This is a genomic window from Streptomyces pacificus (genome assembly GCF_011766325.1).
Taxonomy (GTDB): domain Bacteria; phylum Actinomycetota; class Actinomycetes; order Streptomycetales; family Streptomycetaceae; genus Streptomyces; species Streptomyces pacificus.
Window position 1 is genome coordinate 50,370 of sequence record NZ_BLLG01000015.1, and the last position, 14,764, is coordinate 65,133.

13 protein-coding genes are annotated in these 14,764 nt (G+C 73.0%); 9 read left to right on the top strand and 4 right to left on the bottom strand.

What is annotated here, in order from left to right:
• Positions 1–303 precede the first annotated feature (303 nt).
• The 9 genes from SCWH03_RS21390 (at position 304) to SCWH03_RS21430 (ending at position 9,402) form a co-directional block, all read left to right on the top strand.
• Positions 304–1,644, top strand: a complete 1,341-nt coding sequence (locus SCWH03_RS21390) for an alkaline phosphatase family protein (RefSeq protein ID WP_173265918.1) — start codon at positions 304–306, stop codon at positions 1,642–1,644.
• 140 nt (positions 1,645–1,784) lie between these two features.
• Positions 1,785–2,138, top strand: a complete 354-nt coding sequence (locus SCWH03_RS21395) for a hypothetical protein (RefSeq protein ID WP_173265919.1) — start codon at positions 1,785–1,787, stop codon at positions 2,136–2,138.
• Positions 2,135–3,577 carry a hypothetical protein gene (locus tag SCWH03_RS21400; RefSeq protein ID WP_173265920.1) on the top strand — a complete coding sequence of 481 codons (1,443 nt, stop codon included), beginning with the start codon at positions 2,135–2,137 and terminating at the stop codon, positions 3,575–3,577. Before SCWH03_RS21395 ends, SCWH03_RS21400 begins: the two co-directional genes overlap by 4 nt.
• Complete coding sequence (locus tag SCWH03_RS21405) at positions 3,574–4,779, top strand: cytochrome P450 (protein ID WP_173265921.1); 1,206 nt, start codon at positions 3,574–3,576, stop codon at positions 4,777–4,779. The genes SCWH03_RS21400 and SCWH03_RS21405 overlap by 4 nt, the downstream gene beginning before the upstream one ends.
• 5 nt (positions 4,780–4,784) lie before the next feature.
• Positions 4,785–5,612 (top strand): 4'-phosphopantetheinyl transferase family protein, encoded by an 828-nt coding sequence (locus SCWH03_RS21410; RefSeq protein WP_173265922.1) that lies wholly within the window; start codon positions 4,785–4,787, stop codon positions 5,610–5,612.
• A 42-nt stretch (positions 5,613–5,654) separates the two neighbouring features.
• The gene (locus SCWH03_RS21415) at positions 5,655–7,211 is read left to right on the top strand and encodes an aldehyde dehydrogenase family protein (RefSeq protein ID WP_173265923.1); all 1,557 of its coding nucleotides are present in this window, start codon (positions 5,655–5,657) and stop codon (positions 7,209–7,211) included.
• Positions 7,208–8,047 carry an LLM class flavin-dependent oxidoreductase gene (locus SCWH03_RS21420; RefSeq protein ID WP_173265924.1) on the top strand — a complete coding sequence of 280 codons (840 nt, stop codon included), beginning with the start codon at positions 7,208–7,210 and terminating at the stop codon, positions 8,045–8,047. Before SCWH03_RS21415 ends, SCWH03_RS21420 begins: the two co-directional genes overlap by 4 nt.
• A 51-nt stretch (positions 8,048–8,098) precedes the next feature.
• Positions 8,099–8,863, top strand: coding sequence for a phytanoyl-CoA dioxygenase family protein (locus SCWH03_RS21425; protein WP_173265925.1), 765 nt, complete (start codon positions 8,099–8,101; stop codon positions 8,861–8,863).
• Complete coding sequence (locus SCWH03_RS21430; RefSeq protein WP_173265926.1) at positions 8,860–9,402, top strand: hypothetical protein; 543 nt, start codon at positions 8,860–8,862, stop codon at positions 9,400–9,402. The genes SCWH03_RS21425 and SCWH03_RS21430 overlap by 4 nt, the downstream gene beginning before the upstream one ends.
• A gap of 143 nt (positions 9,403–9,545) precedes the next feature.
• Here SCWH03_RS21430 and SCWH03_RS21435 read toward each other — a convergent pair whose 3' ends face one another.
• From SCWH03_RS21435 to SCWH03_RS21450, 4 genes are read right to left on the bottom strand one after another with little or no spacing between them, the layout of a single operon-like run.
• Positions 9,546–10,661, bottom strand: coding sequence for a DUF4346 domain-containing protein (locus tag SCWH03_RS21435; protein ID WP_173265927.1), 1,116 nt, complete (start codon positions 10,659–10,661; stop codon positions 9,546–9,548).
• A complete protein-coding gene (locus tag SCWH03_RS21440; protein WP_173265928.1) occupies positions 10,648–12,489 on the bottom strand; it encodes a B12-binding domain-containing radical SAM protein in 1,842 nt (613 codons plus the stop codon). Before SCWH03_RS21440 ends, SCWH03_RS21435 begins: the two co-directional genes overlap by 14 nt.
• A 32-nt stretch (positions 12,490–12,521) precedes the next feature.
• A complete protein-coding gene (locus SCWH03_RS21445; protein WP_173265929.1) occupies positions 12,522–12,833 on the bottom strand; it encodes an acyl carrier protein in 312 nt (103 codons plus the stop codon).
• Positions 12,830–14,392, bottom strand: coding sequence for an alkaline phosphatase family protein (locus SCWH03_RS21450; protein WP_173265930.1), 1,563 nt, complete (start codon positions 14,390–14,392; stop codon positions 12,830–12,832). Before SCWH03_RS21450 ends, SCWH03_RS21445 begins: the two co-directional genes overlap by 4 nt.
• Positions 14,393–14,764 lie beyond the last annotated feature (372 nt).

Here is a 14,764-nt window from a genome sequence, read left to right on the forward strand (position 1 = left end):
TCGGCCATCATCATCCCTGGGGCATACGCCGCACGGATCTGCATGTACCGTGCAGTGCTGTCGGCATGGCATCTGGACGTGTGGCACGCCACTCCTCCTCTGCCGGTGCCGCGTCAGGCAGGTCTCCTCGTCCGGGAGGGGCGCGGCGCGGACACGGCGCGGCGATGCGCCGGGCGGCCGTGGCGGGCGTCGTGGCGTGGCGAGCGCCGGCTGTGATGCGGCTCCAGGCGCCCGAAGCGCAGTGCACCACCGTTCCCACTCTGCAAGTGCGATCCCCTGCACGGCTTGACGAGGGAGTACCGGGTGACGAAGCAGCACCGAACGATAGTGATCATCACGGAGGGGGCAGCTCCCGCCCTGCTGGACCGCTGGTGCGAGGCGGGCGCCCTCCCCGGCTTCGCCCGGTTGCGCCGCGAGGGCGGGCACGGTCCTCTCTCCGCCGAGGGCACCCCCTACGAACCGCCCGGCCTGCTCAGCGTGCTCACCGGCAGGCGGGCAGCCGACCACGGCTTCTTCTCGTACTGGACCTGCCACGACCCCGAGTACTCCCCGCAGGTCCTCGGCTCCAAGGACCGCCGGCACCCCCTGCTCTGGCAGCACCGGACGTTCGCCGGGCTCCGGTTCGCCGGCATCGGGGTGTTCGGCACCCACCCGGTCGAGCCGATGGAGGGGGCGCTGATCAGCTATCCGATGCACGCCACCCTGCACGCCTGCCACCCGCGCGACCTGCAGCGCCGACTGGCGAGACAGGGCATCCGGCCCGTGCACGACGTCTCCGTCTTCTGGACCGGCCAGCCGCGCGAGCACCTCCTGCCCCGTCTGCTGGAGGCCGACCGCCAGCGGGGCAGGGCCGCCCTCGCGCTGCTGCCCGAGTCCGACATCGTCATCGTCAATCTGACCAGCATCGACCGCACCTCGCACATCTACTGGCAGGAACTGGACCACGGCCCGGAACACGACCATGAGAGCGCGGTGTTCGCCGCCTACCGCACCTGCGACCAGGTGATCCAGGACGCCCTCGCCGTCGCCGACGACCACACCGACGTGATGGCCTTCTCCGAGATCGGCTTCGGACCGCTGCGCGCCTACTGCTCGATCAACGACCACCTGGCCGAGGCCGGTCTCCTCGCCACCGGAGCGGAAGGCCGCATCGACTGGTCGGGCACCCGCGCCTTCGAGGCCGTCCAGGGCACCCACGGAATCAACATCAACGTCCGCGACCGGTACAAGAGCGGCACGGTCGGCCGGGCCGAGTACGAGAAGGTCGCCGGCGAGGTGCGCGCCCTGCTGCTGGACACGGTCAACCCCCGCACCGGGCGCCCGTACTTCGCCGACGTCCGGACCCGCGAGGACGTCTACCCCGGGACGGCGACCGCGGGGGCGCCCGACCTGATCCTGGAGCCCGCCGACTGGCGCTACCTCCCGCTCGGCGACCCGCAGTGGGCCGGCCACGTCCACCGGACCTGGCAGAGCGGCTGGCACCGCAGAGAGTCCTACTGGGCCGGCCTCGGCCCCGGCTTCGCCCCGGCGCACACCGACGGCACCCCCGCCGCCCCGGTCGACATCCCGGCCACCCTTGCCACCCTCCACGGCCGCCCGGTCCCGGCCGACTGGCCGGGCCGCCCGCTGGGCGCCCCCGCCTGAACGCCGGGGCCGCCGCCGCCCCATCCGTGTGGTCCCCCTTGCAGTCCCTTGCCGTTCCTTGCCGTTCCTTCCCCCGCTATCTGCCGCTCCCGCCTTCCCGTTCCCCTTCTCCCCCTTCCCCTTCCCCTGGAGGTCCGCGCATGCGGGACATACGCCCACCCGTACGGCGGCGCGAACGGCGCCGGACCGTGACCGAGCCGCCGGCCGGCATCGACCGGGACGCGCTGGCCCGCAAGGCGACGTACGCCGCGTGGGAACCGCACTCGGCCGACACCCTCCCCCGGGCCGTGCCGACCGACCGGACCCCGGAGGAGCTGCTGCGCGCCGCGCTCGCCGAGGGGGCGCTCTCAGGGCCCTGGGAGCGCGAGTTCCCGCGTTACGCCTGGCACCGCACCAGCGACATCGTCCAGGAGTTCCGGCTGGCCGGCACGGATCCCGGCCGCTACACCGGCTACACCCTGCACCCGAGCGAATGGCCGGAGGGACTCGTATGAGCACACCGCCCGAGTTCTCGCTCGTCTGGAAATGGGGGGACCCCCCCGCGGATGTCCGGGACGAACGGACCGTGACCTGGGCCGACGTCGAGATGAGCATCGGCACCCACACCCCGCTGACCACCGTGGAGGACCCGGCCACCGGCACGGTACGGCCGTACACGACCGGTTCGCTGTACCCGCTCGCCGAGTGGATCGCCTTCAACTGGTGGTCGCTGGTGGCCGACGCCCGCCCCGGCACCCAGATATCCCAGCTCCGCTTCGCCTACAAGAACGGCGTAGGCGACCAGCGCGGCTCCTGGTGGCAGCGGTCACGGCGGCACATCATGCGCGCAGCCTGCGACGGATTCCGCTGGCCGGACGTCCTGTTCGTCCCCGAGGGACGGCAGACCCGGATCGTGTGGATGCCGGACGACGGCCCCGACACCCGGCCCGGCCCCCGCTATCTCGCGCGCGGCAACGTCGTCGTCGGGTCCGAGGCGCTCACCGAGACCCTGCGCGGCCTCGTGGACGCCGTCGTCGCCAGGCTGACCGAGTGGGGCATCAGCGACACCCCGCTCCAGGAGGAGTGGACCGCGCTGCGCGCCACCGGCGAGGACGAGGCCGCCTTCTGCCGCGCTGCGGCCCGGCTCGGCCTGGACCCCTACACGGAGGCCGAACCGTACGCCGACGTCATCCAGCGGGTGGTACGGGAGCTGCCCGAGTCGCACGCCTTCGACTTCCTCAACGGCGTCCGCCCCGAGCGCATCACCGACCAGCTCGCCTGGCTCGAACGCGCTCGTGAGGTGGCGGGCACCGCACCGGTCGGCCGGCCGGCCGACCCCGCCGTCGCCGAGCTCCGCGAGGTGTGCGCCGACATCCGGGAGACGTTCTTCGCCCCGGGCCGCCTCGACAACGCCTGGCACCTCGGCTACGAACTCGCCCGCCGGGTCCGCTCCTGGGCGGGCGTGGGGGACACCGAGCGGTTCGAGACCGACGCGCTGCTCAGCTACGTCACCGAGCAGACGCAGTACGTCGACCGGGGACTGGTCGCCTTCGGCCGCCGCGACGGCGCCCAGGGGCCGGTGCTGGTCTCCGGCCGCCGCTACACCGAGCGTCCACGCCGATTCCTCCAGGCCCGCGCCATCAGCCACTTCATCTGCGACAACGACCCGGACTTCCTCATCGTCGCCGCGCACACCCAGCGCCAGCACCTGGCCCGCGGCTTCGCCCTCGAACTGCTCGCGCCCGCCCAGGGCGTGGCCGAGCTGCTGGGCCGGCCGGACGGGCTGGTCACGGCGGAGGACGTCGAGCAGATCTCGGAGGACTACGGGGCAGGCACCATCGTGGTGGAACACCAGCTGGACAACCAGGTGCTGGCCCAGGACTTCCCCTTCACGCCCGTGGAACCGACCGTACCGCGCGCCGTGCCCGCCTACCCGCTGGGGACGGCCCGATGAGCACGGCCGAGGACGAGGTCTTCCCCTATCCCGCGGGTCCCGGCGGCACCGTTCCACCGCGGTACGCACGGCTGCTCGCCGAGGAACCGGTCTCCCCGGTGCGGCTAGCCGACGGCAGTGCCATCTGGCTCGTCACCCGCGATGCCGACGTCCGGGCCGTCCTGACCGACCCGGTGTTCAGCCGGGCTCGGGCCGCCGCCCTGCCGGGCACCGGCTTCGGGCGGAGCCAGGGCACGGGGATCGTGGACCTCGATCCGCCCCGGCACACCGCCTTCCGCACCCCGGTCGCCGCTGCCTTCTCCGCCGAGCGCACGGCCCGGTGGCGGGCCCGAATCGAGGAGATCGCCGGGCACCTGGCCGCGTCCCTCGGGCAGACCGCGGAGCCCGTCGACCTGGTGGGCTGCTACACCGCCCCGTTCGCCGGCCGGGTCATCTGCGAGCTGCTGGGGTTCGACGGCGACCGGTGGCGGGAGATCACCGGCGACGTCGAGACCCTGCTGACGCCCGATGCCGCAGGACCGGAGCAGGAGGCCTGCCGGACCCGGCTGGCGAAGGCCTTCACCGGCCTCCTCGACGAGCGCCGCTCGCGCGAGGGCGACGATGTCGCGGGAGTCCTGCTGGGGCGGGACGAGCCCTGGGCCGAGGGCGGGAGACTGACCGACGAGGAGCGGGTCGTCCTGCTCCACGGGCTGGTCATCTCCGGCTTCGTCGGAGTCCGCGACCTGCTTGCCCGGCATCTTTACGGTGTGCTGGCCGACCCCGGTGTCCGGGACAGGCTGGTGCGGCTGCCGGAGCTGATCCCGGGAGCCGTGGCCGAGCTGCTGCGGTTCTACCCGTCCAGCAACGACGGTCTGCTGCGGACGGCCACCGAGGACGTGGTGCTCTCCGGGGTGCGCATCCCGGCCGGCGCCGCCGTGCTGCCCCTGATCTCGGCCGCCTGCCGGGACCCGCGCGTACTCGACCGGCCCGGCGAACTCGACATCGAGCGGCCCGGGACACCCGCGCTCTCCTTCGGGGCCGGACCCCATCGCTGTCCCGCCACCGACCTGGTGCTCGTCCAGCACACCGCCGGAATCGCCGCGTTGCTCGCCGCGTATCCCCGTATCGGACTCGCGGTCCCGCCCGGTGACGTGGCGCACACCTCCCGGCTGCTGCCGCTCGGGGTGGCGGCACTCCCGGTACGGCTCGACACGGCACCGTGAACCCCGTGCCCGTGCCCGCGTCTGTGCCCGTGCCCGAGTCCGCGTCTGTGCCCGTGCCCGAGTCCGTGCCCGAGTCCGTGCTCGCGTCCGCGCCCGTGCTGCTGTGGTGCGTCTCCACCCGGGCCCCCGACCGGGTGGTGCGCGCCGCGCGCCTTCTGCTGCCCGCGGCCGACCGGGAGCGGATGGCCCGGCTCAGGTACCGGACGGACCAGGACGCGTTCGCCCTCAGTCGGGCCGTGCTGCGCCGGTGCCTGGGCGCCCTCACCGGCGAGGCCCCCGCGGAGCTGCGGTTCACCCGGCGGGACAACGGCAAGCCCGAGGTGGCCGGTGCGGGGCAGGGCTCGGGCCTGGCCTTCAGCCTCTCGCACACGGCGGGGTTGACCCTGCTGGCAGTGACCTGGGGCGGACCGGTCGGCATCGACGTCGAACGGGTACGGCAGGTCGCCGCCGCGCGGATCGCCGCCCGCTACTTCCCCGCCGACGAGGCCGCCGCCGTCGCGGCCCGGTCCGGCCATGAGGCCTGGGACCGGTTCTTCAGGCTGTGGGTGCGCAAGGAGGCGTGTGTGAAGGTCTGGGGCGGCCGGCTGCGGGAGGGCCTGCGGACCCCGGTCCACCTGGCCGTCCCCGGCCCGGCGACCGTGCAGGGCCCGGGGGGCCGGCTGTGGCGGGTGCGGGACCTGGCGTGTGCGGCCGCCCCCTACCGCGCCGCGGTCGCCCTCCCCCGGGAGGCCCGCCCCCCATATGTGACGATTCGTCAAAAAAGCGTCGCCGAGCTGCTGGAGGGGGATCCGACCGGCGGAGGGGGCCGGCGCTGCACCCTGAACGCGCCCTGACCGGCCCGGACAAGGGGCCCAGTTCCGACGAGGAGGAGGCAGATGGCAGAGCAATTCCCCAGGTATGTGGACGGCGGTCCGGCCCCGGCCCGGGACGGAGCCACCTATCGCACGTTCGAGCCGGCCGCACGCCGCCACCTCGCCGACGTGCCACGGTGCGGCCCCGCGGACGTCGAGACGGCGGTGGCGGCGGCCCGCCGCGCCTTCGACCAGGGCCCGTGGCCCCGGATGGCGCCCGGCGAACGGGCCGGGGTGCTGCGCCGGGTCGCCGAGCGGATCACCGAGGAGTCCGGCCGCCTCGCCGAGCTGGAGGCCCGTGACAACGGCACCACCCTGCGCAAGGCCCTCGGTGCCGACGTGCCGGGAGCGCGCGCCGCGTTCGCCTGGAGCGCCTGGTGGGCCGAGCGGCTGCCCGCGCGGCTCAGCAGGCCCGGCACCGCCGAGGACCGGTCGGCGCACTATCTGCGCTGGCATCCCCGCGGCGTGGTCGCCGCGATCGTTCCCTGGAACCTGCCGCTCCTGCTGGCGGCCTGGCGCATCGCTCCGGCCATCGCGGCGGGCAACACCTGCGTGGTCAAACCGGCGTCGTTCACCTCGCTCACGGCGCTGGAACTGGTCCGGGTGATGCACGAGTGCGGGCTGCCCCCCGGCGTCGTCAACGTCGTCACCGGCCCGGGCGGCACCGCAGGGGACAGCCTGGTACGCGCTCCCGGGGTCGACCTGGTGGCGTTCACCGGCTCCGACGCCGTGGGGGAGAGCGTGCGCAGCGGCGCCGCGGCAGCCGGGGTGAGCACCCGGCTGGACCTCGGCGGCAAGTCGCCGAACGTGGTCCTCGGCGATGCCGACCTCGACCGGGCCGCCGACGGCGTGGCCTGGAGCATCTTTCTGCACAACGGGCAGGTCTGCATGGCCGGTTCCCGGGCGGTGGTGCACACCGCCGTGTACGACGAGTTCCTCGACCGGGTACGGGAGCGGGCCGGCGCCCTGCGGCTCGGCAACCCGCTGGACCCGGACACCGACCTGGGCCCCCTGGTCTCCCGCAACCAGGCCCGCACCGCCCGGCACTTCACCGAGCGCGGTCTCGCTCAGGGCGCGCGGCTGGTGTGCGGCGGCCGGATGCCCGAGCCCGGGGAGCTGCCCGGCGGCCTGGACCCGGGCGCCTACTTCCTGCCGACGGTGCTCGCGGACGTGTCGCCCGGGGACACCGTGGCTCAGGAGGAGATCTTCGGCCCCGTGCTGTCCGTCCTGCGAGTCACCGACGACGCCGACGCCGTCCGGGTCGCCAACGCCTCCCGGTACGGGCTGAGCGCCGGCGTCTGGTCGGCGGACGCCGAGCACGCGCGTACGGTGGCCGAGGCCCTGCACGCCGAACGGGTATGGGTCAACGACTACCGGCTGGTCGACCTCGATCATCCGCCGCAGGTGAGCGGCCCGGCCGGGACCGCCTGGGACCGGGTGACCAACGAACTCGACGCCTACCGGCGCCGCCAGGTCGTCGTCGACGGCACCGACGGACCGCCCGGCCTTACCCCGACCCCCTACCACCTGCTCGGTTCCGGCCGGCCGCCGGCCGGGGCCCGTCCGCGGAGCACACCATGAAGATCGGCATCGCGTTCCCCAACACCGTCCCCGGCGCCTCCGGGCCGCTCCAGGTCCGGTGGGCCGTGCGGGCCGAGGAGTGCGGCTTCTCGTCCGTCGCCGCCACCCACCGGCTGTGCTACTCCGGACACGAGCCGCTCGCCGTGCTGGCCGCCGCGGCCGGGGCCACCTCGCGCATCGGGCTGTCCACCAACATCCTGGTCGCCCCGCTGACCACCGCCGCGGTGCTCGCCAAGGAAGCCGCCACCGTCGCCTCCCTGGCCGGGGACCGCGTCACGCTCGGCCTCGGGCCAGGGGTGCGCGCCGACGACTTCCGCGCGGCGGGGCGGGACTTCGGGACCCGGGCCGCGGTGTTCGACGCCCAGCTCGCCGAACTGGCCCGGCTCCGCGAGAAGGGCGGCACCGGCGAGCTGCCGGGCGCCGTACCGCCGCTGCTGGTCGGCGGGGCGAGCCGGGCCGCCGTACGGCGGACGGTGCGCTGGGCCGACGGTTGGACCGCGCCCGGTCTGGAGCCCGCACGGGTGGCACCCTGGGCCGGGGAGGTCCGCGCCGCCTGGGACCGCGCGGGCCGCGCCGACCGGCCCCGGCTCGTCGCGCTCTCCCGGTTCTGGCTCGGCGAGGACGTGGCCGAGGAGGCCGCCGGGTTCGTCCGGCACTACTTCGGGGTGCTCGGAAACGAGGCCGAGTCCTTCGTCGCGAAAACCCCCCGCACACCGGAGGCCATCCGCGAACAGGTAGGCCGACTGGCGGCAGCGGGATTCGACGAGGTGATCTTCCATCCGACCGCGGCACAGCTCACTCAGGTGGACCGGCTCGCCGAGGTCCTGCTGTCCTGAACTCCGCCTCCTCCCTTCCGCGCAACCCTTCCCGCTGATAAATTCGCCTTTATGCCTGCCCATGTGACGAGTGACAAACTCAAGGCTGCGGAGGACCTCCAGGAATTCGGCTACTGCCTCCTTGAATGCCCCTTACCCGAAAAGGAGTTCAGGCGTCTCAGGAAACGCCTCCTCGAGGTGGCGCAACAGGAAAGAGAGGACGGCAGAGCCTTTCTCTACGACGGCGGAAACCAGCGGGTGTTCAGCCTGCTGAACAAGGGCGAGGAATTCGAGCGCAGTGTCCGGGAGCCCATCGTCCTCGAGTTGATGGAGGACGTACTGGGACTGAACTTCCTGCTGTCCAGCACCCATGCGAACATCGCGGGCCCCGGCGGCGTCTCCATGAACGTGCACGCGGACCAGACGTTCGCCCGGCCGCCCTGGCCGCCGTACGCGCTCGTCGCGAACAGCATGTGGATGCTCGACGACTTCACCGAGGACAACGGCGCCACCCGGCTGGTCCCCGGCAGCCATCTGCTCGGCCGCCAGCCGGACTACGACCGCGGCGAGGGGGACGTCGAGACGATCCCGGCCTGCGCCCCGGCGGGCAGCATCATGATCTTCGACGGGCGGCTGTGGCACCAGACCGGCGCCAACGTCACCGACCGGCCCCGGCACGGGATCCTCAACTACTACTGCCGCGGGTACGTCCGGCAGCAGCAGAACTTCTTCGCCGGGCTGAAACCGGAGGTGGTGGAGCGCAGCGACGCGCGGATGCGCCGGCTGCTGGGCTTCGAGAACTACTTCGCCCTCGGACTCTCGGATGGTCTCGAATGAGCTCGGCGACCATGGACCTCGGCCGGTTCCTCCGGGAGCCGGGTCCGGATCCGGTGCTGCGGCTGGTGGTGCTGGATCCGGTCGGCGCCCTCGGGCCGACGCTGCGGGAGGCGCTGCGTCCGGAGGCCGTGGTGCTGCCGGCCACCCCGGGAGAACCGCTGCCGCCCCCCTCCGGGACGGCCGATGGCCTGCCCTGGGCGCTGCTCGCCGTGGCGGACGGGAGCCCCGAGGGCGCGACCCTGCCGACTGCCGCGGCCCGGGCGGTGCGGGCGGCCGGAGCACCACCGGCCCGGTTGCTGTTCTCTCCGGGGCCGACGTCCGGCCACGGGGACGCCGCGGCGCCGTCCGGCGACCCGCTGCCGTGCCCGGTCACCCTGCTGCTGACCGGCCCGGACACGGCGGCCGTGGGGGCTTGGCAGCGGCTCTGCCCGGACGGCTTCACCGCCCGCCTGCTGGGCCCGGAGGCCTGGACCCCGGCCAGGGGCCTGCCGGTCACGGCCCGGCTCATCAAGGAGGAACTGCGCGTCTGGCCGGCGTGAGCGCTCCACCGGTGCCGCGCGGCCCCGTGCCCGTGCCTCCCGGGCGCTGCTGCCGAGGGGCCGGTGCCCTGGCTGCCGGTCGGTCGGTCCCGGCAGTCCCGGCAGAGCCCGCCGGCCCGTCAGCCCGCCGGCCCGTCAGCCCGTCAGCCCGTCAGGGCCTCGTACAGCTCCTGCGGGCTGCACCTGCGGAGGTCCAGGTCGGGTGGGAGGTCCAGGCCGAGTTCCTCCTCCAGGAGAATGGCCAGTTCGATCATCCGCACGGACTCCACGGAGACCTGGGTGCCGAGCGGGACGTCCGGGTCGAGCTCCCCGCCCTCCAGTCCCAGTCCCGTCACGACCGCGGTCAGGAACTCCGCCAAGTCCGGCAGGCCGGGCGATACGTCGGTCACCGCCGGGGCCTCCTCTCGCTCGTGGACGGGCAGCACGGCGTCCCCGGGGCGGCCCGGTTCGCGCAGCGGCACGTCCTGGACGTAGGGAAGGCCGAGGCGCAGGGCGGTCTCGGCCTTGGTCAGCTCGCCGCCGAGGTAGCCGGCGTGGGCCGGGTCGGTGATCACCCCGGCGCTCAGCAGACCCAGCAGCATGGACTCCGCGCGGACGCCGGTCATCTCGTGTCGGGGCGTCAGATCGCCGCCGTAGTGGCGCAGTACGACCCGCCGGGCCCGCCGGTCCAGGCTGATGACCACGAAGCCGTCCAGCTCCCGGCTGAGCCCCACACGCCTGCCGCCGGCCCGTAGCCGGTGAAAGCCCGGCACCCGGCCGGATGGGCCGTCTCCCGACGCCGCGCGCCCGTCCTCCGCCGTCCGGCCGCCCGGGGCCGGCGGCGGCGCGGCGCGGACCCGGGCCAGCAGCTTCTGCACGATGTCGCCGAGCACCAGCGGATCGCACTCCCCGCGGGCGTCCACCACCTCCACCCGGGCCCGCAGACGCTCCACCTCGGGTAGCCGCACGGAGCGGAGCAGCGGCAGGTAGCCCGCCGCTCCGACGATGCTGCGGCGCTCGGGGTCGACCCCGTCCCGGAAGAGGGCGAGCAGGCTCTGCCCGGCGAGGAAGCGCGGCGAGTCCCGGCCACAGACGACCAGTCCCCGGATCGCGGGCCGGCGCGCGAGGGTGCGCAGCAGCTCCTCGATCCCGAGGTTGGCCGTCATCAGCGTGCCGGCCAGCGCCACGCCCGGCATCGTGGAGAGCGGTTCCACCAGCTCCCTGCTGCTGAGGCTGCAGACGGCGACCTGGCCCTCCCCGGCCCGTTCACCAGGTGGCACCGGTGCCCTCACCGGTGTACGTGCGCGGCAGGCCGCCCGGACGCACCGGCGGCAGCGTGGAGCTGATCTCGCTCACCCGGGCCCCGAGCCGGGTGAGCCGCTTGCCCACCCGCAGCTGCTCCGAGCGCAGTTGGTCGAGCCGGTCGCGGAAGTACTGTTCGACCTCCACGACCTGGCGCTCCTGCTTGTCGGCGTCCAGCGAGTCGTTCAGCACCGTGTCGAGATTCGCCATGAAGAAGGCGTAGTTGAACTGCCCCATCTCCTGGCGGACGGCGTGCACCCGGGCCTTGAACTCCTCCATCACCTCGTTCACGCCGGGCAGCCGGCGGAAGCGGCGCTGCAGCCGGGAGACGAAGGTCTGCAGGACCACGTTGTACGTCTCGAACTCGAACACCGCGGACTGCTCGGTGATGACCCCGTGCCGGTGGTAGTCCTCGTTGTTGTAGAGCCGTGCGAAGTGCTTGGCCAGCAGCCCGACCTTCTCGTCCGCGAAGGAGTAGCCGTACGGGTCGAGGCTGCCGTGGTAGCTGTGGTCCAGCAGGCCCTCGGACTCCAGACGGCGCACGATCGTCGTACCCGGGTAGATCTCCAGCCGCTCGGTCATCCGGCGCAGGTTGTGACCGGCGTTGTCCCGGAGGAACCGGGCGTTGGCCGCCAGGGTGTCGACGGTGGCGTACGGATGGAAGGGGATGAAGCCCATCGCCAGGTAGATGCCGTGCTCGCGCAGCATCCGGATGATGGTGACGTTGTCCTCCACCGTGGCGCGTTTCTCCCACAGCAGGAGTTCCCCGGCGGTGCCGGCCTCGATGCCGACGTTGACCTTCTCCAGGCCGGAGGCGGTGAGGAGGTCGAGCAGCGCGTGGTCCTCGGGCGTGTCCCGCCAGTTCTCGGCCCGCATGCAGACGTTGTAGTAGATGTCCAGGCCCCGATCGAGGATGCCCTGGGCGATGGCGGCGACCCGCTTCTTGCCGACCCGGCCGCCGTCGGGGTCCTCGAAGGTGGAGTCCACGAAGTCGAAGGTGCGGAAGCTGTGCCGCTCGACGATCTGCGCGACCTCTTCGACGATCTGTGCGGGCCCGCGGCCGCGCCACGCCTTGCCGGCCTGCACCCGGTTCTTCAGATGGGGTGCGGCGCAGAAGGCGCAGTTGGCGACGCAGCCGCGGCTGGTGCTGACCCGCACGTACTCGAGCCTGTCGCCGTGCTGGCTGAGCTGGTCCCGGGCCGGGAACGGCAGCACCTCCAGGTCGTGGATGAGGGGCCGGGCCGGGTTCTGGCGGATGCCGCCCTCCTCGTCCCGGTAGCAGACGCCGGGGCAGTCGGTCAGCGGCTCCTTCAGGTACAGCCGCTGAGCGAGGTCGAGGATGGTGGGCTCGCCCTCGCCGACGGCGACGATGTCCGCGTACGGGTTGTTGCGCAGCACGTCCTGGCCGGCGAAGGTCCCGGCCGGGCCGCCGCAGGCGATCGGGGTGTCCGGCAGGGCCTCGCGCAGGTCCCGGCAGAGGCTGGCGCAGCTGGTCACATTGAGGCTCATCAGCGTGAAGCACACCAGATCCGGCCGGTACTCGCGCAGATGGGCGACGGCCGCCGCATGGTGCTCGTCGCCGTGCTCCACCTCCCGGATCTCGGCGGTGAAGCCGACGTGCCGCAGGGCGCTTGCCATATAGGCCACGCCGAGGTGCTCGGGCGACATCACGAGATCGCCGTCCAGCAGGATGAGGAAGCTGACCTTGAACGAGGCGGGGTCGGTGACACGGGGATCCAGGGAGAGCTCGAACTCTCCCGGTTTCCGCCGGGGGCTGCGCGTTTCGAGGGTGACGTCCTCAATCATCGACTCTCCCAGGGGACAGGGGGCCTGGTCGCTCAGGCCGGCTCGTTGGCGGGCTCGCCCTTCTGCACCCGGTTGGTGACGTAGTCGGCCAGCAGGTCGAGGTCGTCGATCAGGGTGATCGAGAGGTCCTCGTCCGCGATCTCCACACCGAACTCGCTCTCCACCCAGATCAGGAACTCGATGGTGTTGATCGAGTCCAGTCCCAGCGCCTGGACGAGTCCCTTGTCCGGGACGTCGGACGGCTCGACGGAGAGTTCGAGGGAGTCGACCAGCACCTTGCGCAGCCGGGCCTTCGTCTCCTCCAATTCCATGGTGCGCATCCCTTCGTGTCGGTGATCGCTCACAGGTAGCCCATCTCGCGCAGCCGGCTGCTGGTGTAGTCGTCCTCGCCCGCGTCCTGGCCCGCGTCCTGGCCCGCGTCCGCCGGGCGGGGCGCGGGAGGGCCGTCCGGCGGGACCAGGGGCCGGTCCGGTCCGGGGGCGTCGGGGACGGGGACGTCCTCGGTGAACACCCCGGTGCGCGGGCGGCCGTCGACGTCCTTCGGCCAGGCGGCCCCGAGGTCCGCCAGCAGCGTGGGCATCGCGTCGGTCAGCGGGATCGTGCCGGGCAGCCGCCCCGGGCGGACGCGGGGCGAGCGCTGGGCCCATATGCCCTGGTGCCGGTGGAGTCCGGTCTGGGCGCTGGGAGTCCACGGCGGGCCGGTCAGCGAGGTGGTCGGAAGCACGGACTCGTCTGCCGGCACCAGCAGCAGATCGGGGGCGCGCTCGCTGTTGCCGCCGGGGAAGGCCTCCTGCCGGGGCACTATCCCCCGGAACACCGGGTCCCCGTCAGGGCCCTCCAGTGCGCCGAGCAGGTCGACCACCTCCGCGGTGACCCGGTCCCGGTCCCGGGGGGCCACCGTGCCCCGGTGCTGCCGCGCCTTGAGATTGAGGTTGAGGCCGTAGGAGCCGGGGACCGGCATGTAGACGGCCGTGCGGGAGAAGTCCACCCGCCGCCCGCCGTCGGCGAACCAGCTCGCGGCGCCTTCGGCGGGCCCCTCGCCGGGCCCGGTCGCGAGGAGGCCCGCCTCCTCGAGCACCTGGTGCACGGAGAACGCGTACCGTCCCCGGCCCAGGCCGTGGTCGGAGACGAGCATCACCAGGGTGTCCTCGTCCACCAGCGCCAGCAGCTCGCCCACCGCGGTGTCCAGTGCCCGGTGGATCCGGGTGAGGGCCCGCTCCCAGCCGCTGTCCGCCGGGGCGCCCCCGTGCCGGGGGTGCCCCGTGTCCTCGTAGTGCCAGTAGTGGTGTCCGACCCGGTCGGCCTCGGTGAGGACGACCATGACGACGTCCGTGGGCCGGGTGGTCATCAGATGCCGCACGGACCGGATCCGGGCCTCGACATTGTGCTCGGCCTGGTCCAGATAGCCCATGTCGCCGCGGAACATCGTGGCGAGGTCGGACTGGAAGTGGGCGCGGGCCGTGGCGAGTTCCCGCAGCAGCGAGTCGGGACGGCAGTGCCGCAGGGTGCGCTCCAGGGGCCAGGTGATCTGGTAGCCGGGCAGTTCGGCCGGCGGATGGGACATCGGGACGTTGACGAGCCCGAGCGTGTACGACTGCGCCGCCAGCCAGTCCCATGCCGAGGACCGCCCCAGGTCGCCGGCCTGGGTGATCCGGGCGCCGTAGCCGGGGTCCTGGGTGTCGTAGAACTGGTAGATACCGTGGTTGCCGGGGTCTGCCGCGCTGACGAAGGTGGACCAGCCGGGAGCGGTGTGCGCCGGCCAGGTGCAGGTGGTCCTGCTGCTGGCCGAGGCGGTCAGGAGGCTCCCGATGTGCGGGAGCAGCCCCCGCTCCACCAGGGGGTCGATGAGATCGAACGTGCCGCCGTCGATTCCGATGACGAGGGCGAGCGGCGAGGGTGGCACGCGATTGCCTCCAGCTGTGTCGCCGATGATCGGGCCTGACCGTAACAGTGAAGCAATCCGGCATTATGCGAAAGCCCTTTGCCTGGAACACCTTGACCGAAAATCGAGGCCCGATCGCCGATCGGTGTGTGCGCAGTCCCGGTTCCGGTCCACCGCAGACGTGTGGGGAAACTCCGCCGGTATGCCCGGGACACGGCCCGGCTTCCGTCTCGTTATGGCCGGAACGAAGCGCCAGGCGTGATCACTTGGGTGTCCGTGCGGGCTTCCCGTTCGCGCGGTCCTTCAGAAATTCGTCATACCCGGTTGACTTCCCCGGCTCCGCCGGTGGAGCCTGCCCAGGCGGGCTATTCGCGGACGGTCCGGCGTCATCCC

Excerpts from the sequence above, each read along its gene's own strand:
- SCWH03_RS21425 (WP_173265925.1), top strand. The coding sequence starts at position 8,099 with ATGCCTGCCCATGTGACGAGTGACAAACTCAAGGCTGCGGAGGACCTC.
- SCWH03_RS21430 (WP_173265926.1), top strand. The coding sequence starts at position 8,860 with ATGAGCTCGGCGACCATGGACCTCGGCCGGTTCCTCCGGGAGCCGGGT.
- SCWH03_RS21400 (WP_173265920.1), top strand. The coding sequence starts at position 2,135 with ATGAGCACACCGCCCGAGTTCTCGCTCGTCTGGAAATGGGGGGACCCC.
- SCWH03_RS21395 (WP_173265919.1), top strand. The coding sequence starts at position 1,785 with ATGCGGGACATACGCCCACCCGTACGGCGGCGCGAACGGCGCCGGACC.
- SCWH03_RS21440 (WP_173265928.1), bottom strand. The coding sequence starts at position 12,489 with ATGATTGAGGACGTCACCCTCGAAACGCGCAGCCCCCGGCGGAAACCG.
- SCWH03_RS21415 (WP_173265923.1), top strand. The coding sequence starts at position 5,655 with ATGGCAGAGCAATTCCCCAGGTATGTGGACGGCGGTCCGGCCCCGGCC.
- SCWH03_RS21405 (WP_173265921.1), top strand. The coding sequence starts at position 3,574 with ATGAGCACGGCCGAGGACGAGGTCTTCCCCTATCCCGCGGGTCCCGGC.
- SCWH03_RS21420 (WP_173265924.1), top strand. The coding sequence starts at position 7,208 with ATGAAGATCGGCATCGCGTTCCCCAACACCGTCCCCGGCGCCTCCGGG.